The following is a 4,932-nucleotide window of genomic DNA, read 5'->3' as shown; positions in this document are numbered from 1 at the left end:
GCGCGCGCCGCGCTGGCGGCGGCCCGCGACGCCGCCGCGCGGGAAGGAGATACCGGCGGGCTGACCGGCTTCCTTCGCACACAGCTCGGGGTGCGTTCGCTCGAACCGCGCGAGGGGGATGACCCCGACGCCGTCCTGTCGCGCGCCGAGGCCGCGGTCGGGCAAGGCCGGCTGACCGATGCGCTGGCAGAGATCGAGACTCTGCCGGATGTCGCCCGCGCCGAGCTCGAAGACTGGACGCAGCGGGCGCGCCAGCGGCTGGATGCGGTCGCCGCCGCGCGGGAACTGAGCGAAGAGTTGAACTGACACCGAAAGGGCGCGTGCCATGTTGTGGTCCATCATCAAGATTGCGGTCTTCGTCGCCCTTGTCGGCGCAGCAAGCTTCGCCGCGATCTATCTGCTCGAACTCGAGGGCGGCGTGCGCATCGTCATGGCCGGACAGGAGTTCAACCTCACCCCGCTGATGTCGGTGATATCGCTCATCGTGCTGGTGCTGATCGTGTGGCTGCTGATCAAGCTGGCCGGCCTCGTGATCGCGGTATTGCGGTTCATCAACGGCGATGAAACCGCCGTTTCGCGCTATTTCGACCGCAACCGACAGGAAAAGGGATACCGCGCCCTGTCGGAGGGCATGATGGCACTGGCATCGGGCGAGTGGAACACCGCGATCTCCAAGGCCGGCCGGGCCGAGCGGCTCTTGCGCAAGCCGGCGCTTACCAACCTGCTTACCGCGCAGGCCGCGGAGATGTCCGGGGATCGCCGCAAGGCGGAAGAGGTCTACAAGAGGCTGGTCAAGAACGAGAAGACCCGCTTCGTCGGCGTGCGCGGCATCATGCGGCAGAAGCTTTCCGACGGCGACACGGAAACCGCGCTGAAACTGGCCCGAACGGCGTTTTCGCTCAAGCCGCGCCACGAAGAGGTGCAGGACACGCTTCTGCGGCTGCAGGCCGAGAACGAGGACTGGTCAGGCGCGCGGGAAACGCTGCGCGCCAAGCTGAAATACGGGTCGATGCCGCGCGATGTCTACAAACGGCGTGACGCCGTGATCGCGTTGACCGAGGCGCGTGAAATCCTCGACGAGGGAAACGACATCAAGGCCAAGGAAGAAGCGATAGAGGCCAACCGCCTGTCGCCCGACCTCATTCCCGCGGCGGTCATGGCGGCGCGCAGCTACATCGCCGACGGGTCCAAGCGGCACGCCGCACGGATCATCCGCAAGGCATGGGCCGCACAGCCGCATCCCGATCTTGCCGCGGCCTTCGCCGAGATCGAGCCCGACGAAACGCCCCAAGCGCGGCTGAAACGGTTTTCCAAGCTGCTTAAACAGCATCCGGACCATCGCGAAACGAGACTGGTCGAGGCGGAACTCCACCTTGCAGCAGAGGATTTCCCCGCGGCGCGGCGGGCGCTCGGCAACCTCGCCGAAGAGGAACCCGACGCGCGGGCACTGACGATCATGGCGGCGATCGAGCGCGGCGAGGGGGCCTCGGATACGGTCGTGAAAGGGTGGCTGGCCCGCGCGCTGTCGGCGCCGCGGGGTCCGCAATGGGTTTGCGACAACTGCCACCACATCCACGCCGAGTGGGTCCCCGTCTGCGAGAACTGCCAGTCATTCGATACGCTGAGCTGGACCGCACCGCCCGCCGCCAAGGTGACCAGTTCCACGGGCATAGAGATGCTGCCCCTCATCGTCGGGGCCATCGAAGACCGGTCCGGGGAACAGCCGGAAGCGAACGAAACCGCGGACGAACCCGAAACTGCCCCCGGCGGACAGGAGGCCATCGCGGATGCCGAGATCGTGCCCGAGGATGACGCGGTGACAGGGGAAAAAGCCGAAAAATAGGGCTTTTCCCCTTCCCGCCGCGGTGCTATAGCGCCGCGTCACGGGGCCGCTGTAGCTCAGCTGGTAGAGCACGTCATTCGTAATGATGGGGTCGGGGGTTCGAGTCCCTTCAGCGGCACCACGCCTTCTCTCGCGTCACATCGTATCGGCCCATACCGGCCACAGTTTCGCCGAAGACCGCCGGTAACGATGTGCCATGTTCTTCCCGTTCCGAATCGGAAACCGGTCGCTATTGGGGCACGTCCTCTACGGCGTGCGCTCTGGCCTTCTGGTTGGCACCGCGCTGCTGCTGGCACCGCTGTTTCTCGACGTGGAAGGGCCCGCAGAGCGCAGCATGGCCCATGTCGACGGGCGGGCTGGGAAGGCGCTGCAAGGCGGAACCGCCCGCGACCACGCCCTCACAGGGCGGGTGACACGGGTGCGCGATGGCGACACCGTCGAGATCGCCGATATTCCCGTCCGCATCGGCAATCTCGATTGCCCTGAACAGGGTACGGATGCGGGCTGGCGGGCCACGCAGCAGATGTATCTCCTCGCACGGGAGGGCCCGTTTTCCTGCCGCCTGAGCGGCCGGCGCAGCCATGATCGCGAGATCGCAACCTGCCGGTTGCCCGATGGCCGTGACCTCGCCCGGGCCATGATCGCCGAAGGCGTTTGTCACCGCTGGCAATGATGTTCCGGCGCGCTATCTTGCCGCGCCATGAAACGGGACCATTGCCATCAGATCGTCTGGTTCAAGCGCGACCTGCGCGTGCATGACAACCGCGCGCTGGCCAAAGCGGCGGTACGGGGCCCGGTCATCCCGCTCTATGCCGTCGAGCCGGATCTCTGGGCGCAATCCGACGTGTCGGCGCGGCACTGGGCCTTTGTCACCGAAAGTCTGGCAGACCTCGCGACCGATCTGGCACGGCTCGGGCAGCCGCTTGTCCTACGTGTCGGGCACATCGAGGACATTCTCGATGCGCTCCTGGCCGAATTCCGGCCCGTGGCGCTATGGAGCCACGAGGAAACCGGCAATGCCTGGACCTTTCGCCGCGACCGCCGCGTTGCCGCATGGTGCCGGGACAGGGGCGTGGAATGGCACGAGATCCAGCAACACGGCGTTTTCCGCGGCCTGCGCTCTCGCACCGGATGGGCCGGCCGGTGGGATCGGCTGATGGCCGAGCCGGTAACACCCGCGCCCGACCTTCAGCCGGTCGCGCTGGATACGGGCCATGTTCCATCCGCACACGAGTTTGGCCTTTCGCCCGATCCATGCCCCGAGCGACAGTCCGGCGGGCGGGGCAACGCACGCAACCTGCTGGAGACGTTCCTGTGGTCGCGGGGGCGCGGCTATCGCAGCGCCATGTCCTCGCCGCTCGAAGGGGCGACAGCCTGTTCGCGGCTTTCACCGCATCTCGCGCTTGGCACCATCTCGGTACGCGAGGTGGCACAGGCATCATGGGCCCGGCAACGTAACCTGCAAGACCAGACCGGGACCGATGCGAAAATCTGGCGTGGCGCGATGAGCAGTTTCGCGGGGCGGTTGCACTGGCATTGCCATTTCATGCAAAAGCTCGAGAACGCGCCGGACATCGAGTTCCGGAACCTGCACCGGGCCTATGACGGCATGCGGCCCGCCGAGCCGGATGCCGCGCGCCTTGAGGCTTGGATGGCCGGTGAGACGGGCCTGCCCTTTCTCGATGCCTGCATGCGGTGCCTGCGGGTCACGGGGTGGCTCAATTTCCGGATGCGGGCCATGGTGATATCGGTCGCCAGCTATCACCTCTGGCTCGACTGGCAGGCGCCGGGGCGGCATCTGGCGCGGATGTTCACGGATTACGAGCCGGGTATCCATTGGCCGCAGGTTCAGATGCAGTCCGGCACCACCGGAATCAATACCGTCAGGGTCTACAACCCGGTGAAACAGGGCAAGGACCAGGACCCTACCGGCGCGTTCACCCGCCGCTGGGTGCCGGAACTCGAGGACATCCCAGACCGGCACCTGCAGGAGCCGTGGAAGGCCGACATCGCCGGCAGTGTACTCGGCCGGCGATATCCGTTCCCGGTGATCGACCATCTCGACGCGGCCCGGCACGCCCGGCAGAAGATCTGGTCGGTGCGCAAGGGCGCCAGTTTCCGGCAGGAGGCCGACGCGATCCAGTCCCGGCACGGAAGCCGCAAGAGCGGCATCGAAAACAGGGGGCGGACCGACCGGAGGACCGACAGGCGCCAGCAGACCCTGCCGCTATGGGACCGGCGATGAGCATACGCCGCAAGCCCGGCCTTCCGACCAAAACCTGCGCCGTTTGCGGGCGACCGTTCGCATGGCGGCGTAAATGGGCCAAGGTCTGGCACGAAGTGCGGTATTGTTCCCAGAGATGCCGCCGCAACCGTGGCCGGACCGGGCCGTGATTGCGTCCGGGGCCCAGGCGCCGCCAATGGGCAGTGCCGCGGCGCACGGCAAGCGGTTTCACCCGGCACCGGCTTCGGCGAAACGCCCGCCAGCCGGTCAGCGGTAGATCGACTCGCGGCCGAAATGCTTGGTCAGCATGTAATAAATCACCGCGCGGTACTTGTTGGGTTCGGATCGGCCATAGGTCTCGATGGCCTTGTTGATCGCGTCCATCAGGTGCGGCCCGTCATCCAGTGCGAGCTTCTTGATCAGGAAGTTGTTCCTGATCGTTTCCAGTTCATGCATCTGCCCCGCGGCAACCGTGGCTGCATCGGCGTCATAGATGGCCGGGCCGCATCCGATCGTGACCCGCGTCAGCAGGTCCATGTCGGGCTCGATGCCGCACTTGTTGCGCAGATCCTCGGCATAAGTCGCTATCAGGTCATCGCGGCGTCCCATCATCACCTCCCCGTTTTCCCGGCATTGCCGCGGGGGGTCACCTTGCATCAGGTTCTCCCGCACGGCCCGCTCAGGATAGCCTGAGCGCGCCATGTCACAAGGAAAAAGCGCACCGTTGGAGAGGGCCGCCTCCTGGCGGCCGTACAGGGCCGTGGTGCGCTCTCCTCAGTACCTGTAGTGTTCCGGCTTGTAGGGGCCTTGGGGTTTGACGCCGATGTAGTCGGCCTGGTCGGGGCGCAGCTCGGTGAGCTTGACG

The 4,932-nt window shown here is 66.2% G+C and carries 6 protein-coding genes, 1 tRNA gene and 1 pseudogene; 6 read left to right on the top strand and 2 right to left on the bottom strand.

Going from position 1 to position 4,932, the window contains the following annotated elements:
- From ACH13J_RS18035 to ACH13J_RS18010, 6 genes and pseudogenes are all read left to right on the top strand, one after another.
- Positions 1 to 306: pseudogene (locus ACH13J_RS18035) on the top strand (COG4223 family protein); the annotation flags it as partial.
- Positions 307 to 325: 19 nt separating this feature from the next.
- Positions 326 to 1,843, top strand: a complete 1,518-nt coding sequence (locus ACH13J_RS18030) for a heme biosynthesis protein HemY (RefSeq protein ID WP_397544727.1) — start codon at positions 326 to 328, stop codon at positions 1,841 to 1,843.
- Positions 1,844 to 1,888: 45 nt separating this feature from the next.
- A tRNA-Thr gene (locus ACH13J_RS18025) sits at positions 1,889 to 1,964 on the top strand.
- A gap of 75 nt (positions 1,965 to 2,039) precedes the next feature.
- Positions 2,040 to 2,516, top strand: coding sequence for a thermonuclease family protein (locus tag ACH13J_RS18020; protein WP_397544726.1), 477 nt, complete (start codon positions 2,040 to 2,042; stop codon positions 2,514 to 2,516).
- Between the two features lie 27 nt (positions 2,517 to 2,543).
- Positions 2,544 to 4,088, top strand: a complete 1,545-nt coding sequence (locus ACH13J_RS18015; RefSeq protein WP_397544725.1) for an FAD-binding domain-containing protein — start codon at positions 2,544 to 2,546, stop codon at positions 4,086 to 4,088.
- Entirely contained in the window at positions 4,073 to 4,237 is a 165-nt protein-coding gene (locus ACH13J_RS18010) for a DUF2256 domain-containing protein (RefSeq protein ID WP_397544724.1), read from the top strand. Before ACH13J_RS18015 ends, ACH13J_RS18010 begins: the two co-directional genes overlap by 16 nt.
- A gap of 97 nt (positions 4,238 to 4,334) precedes the next feature.
- On the opposite strand, the gene ACH13J_RS18005 is transcribed toward ACH13J_RS18010, so the two are convergent.
- Complete coding sequence (locus tag ACH13J_RS18005) at positions 4,335 to 4,676, bottom strand: DUF2853 family protein (RefSeq protein WP_397544729.1); 342 nt, start codon at positions 4,674 to 4,676, stop codon at positions 4,335 to 4,337.
- A 165-nt stretch (positions 4,677 to 4,841) separates the two neighbouring features.
- The coding region (locus ACH13J_RS18000) for an adenosylhomocysteinase (protein ID WP_397544415.1) at positions 4,842 to 4,932 on the bottom strand (91 nt) is incomplete at its 5' end.

Origin of the sequence: Roseovarius salis, assembly GCF_044472985.1 — a bacterium.
GTDB lineage: Bacteria > Pseudomonadota > Alphaproteobacteria > Rhodobacterales > Rhodobacteraceae > Roseovarius > Roseovarius salis.
The sequence above is the reverse complement of the archived record's forward strand: the minus strand, read 5'-3'. Positions and strand labels throughout refer to the sequence as shown.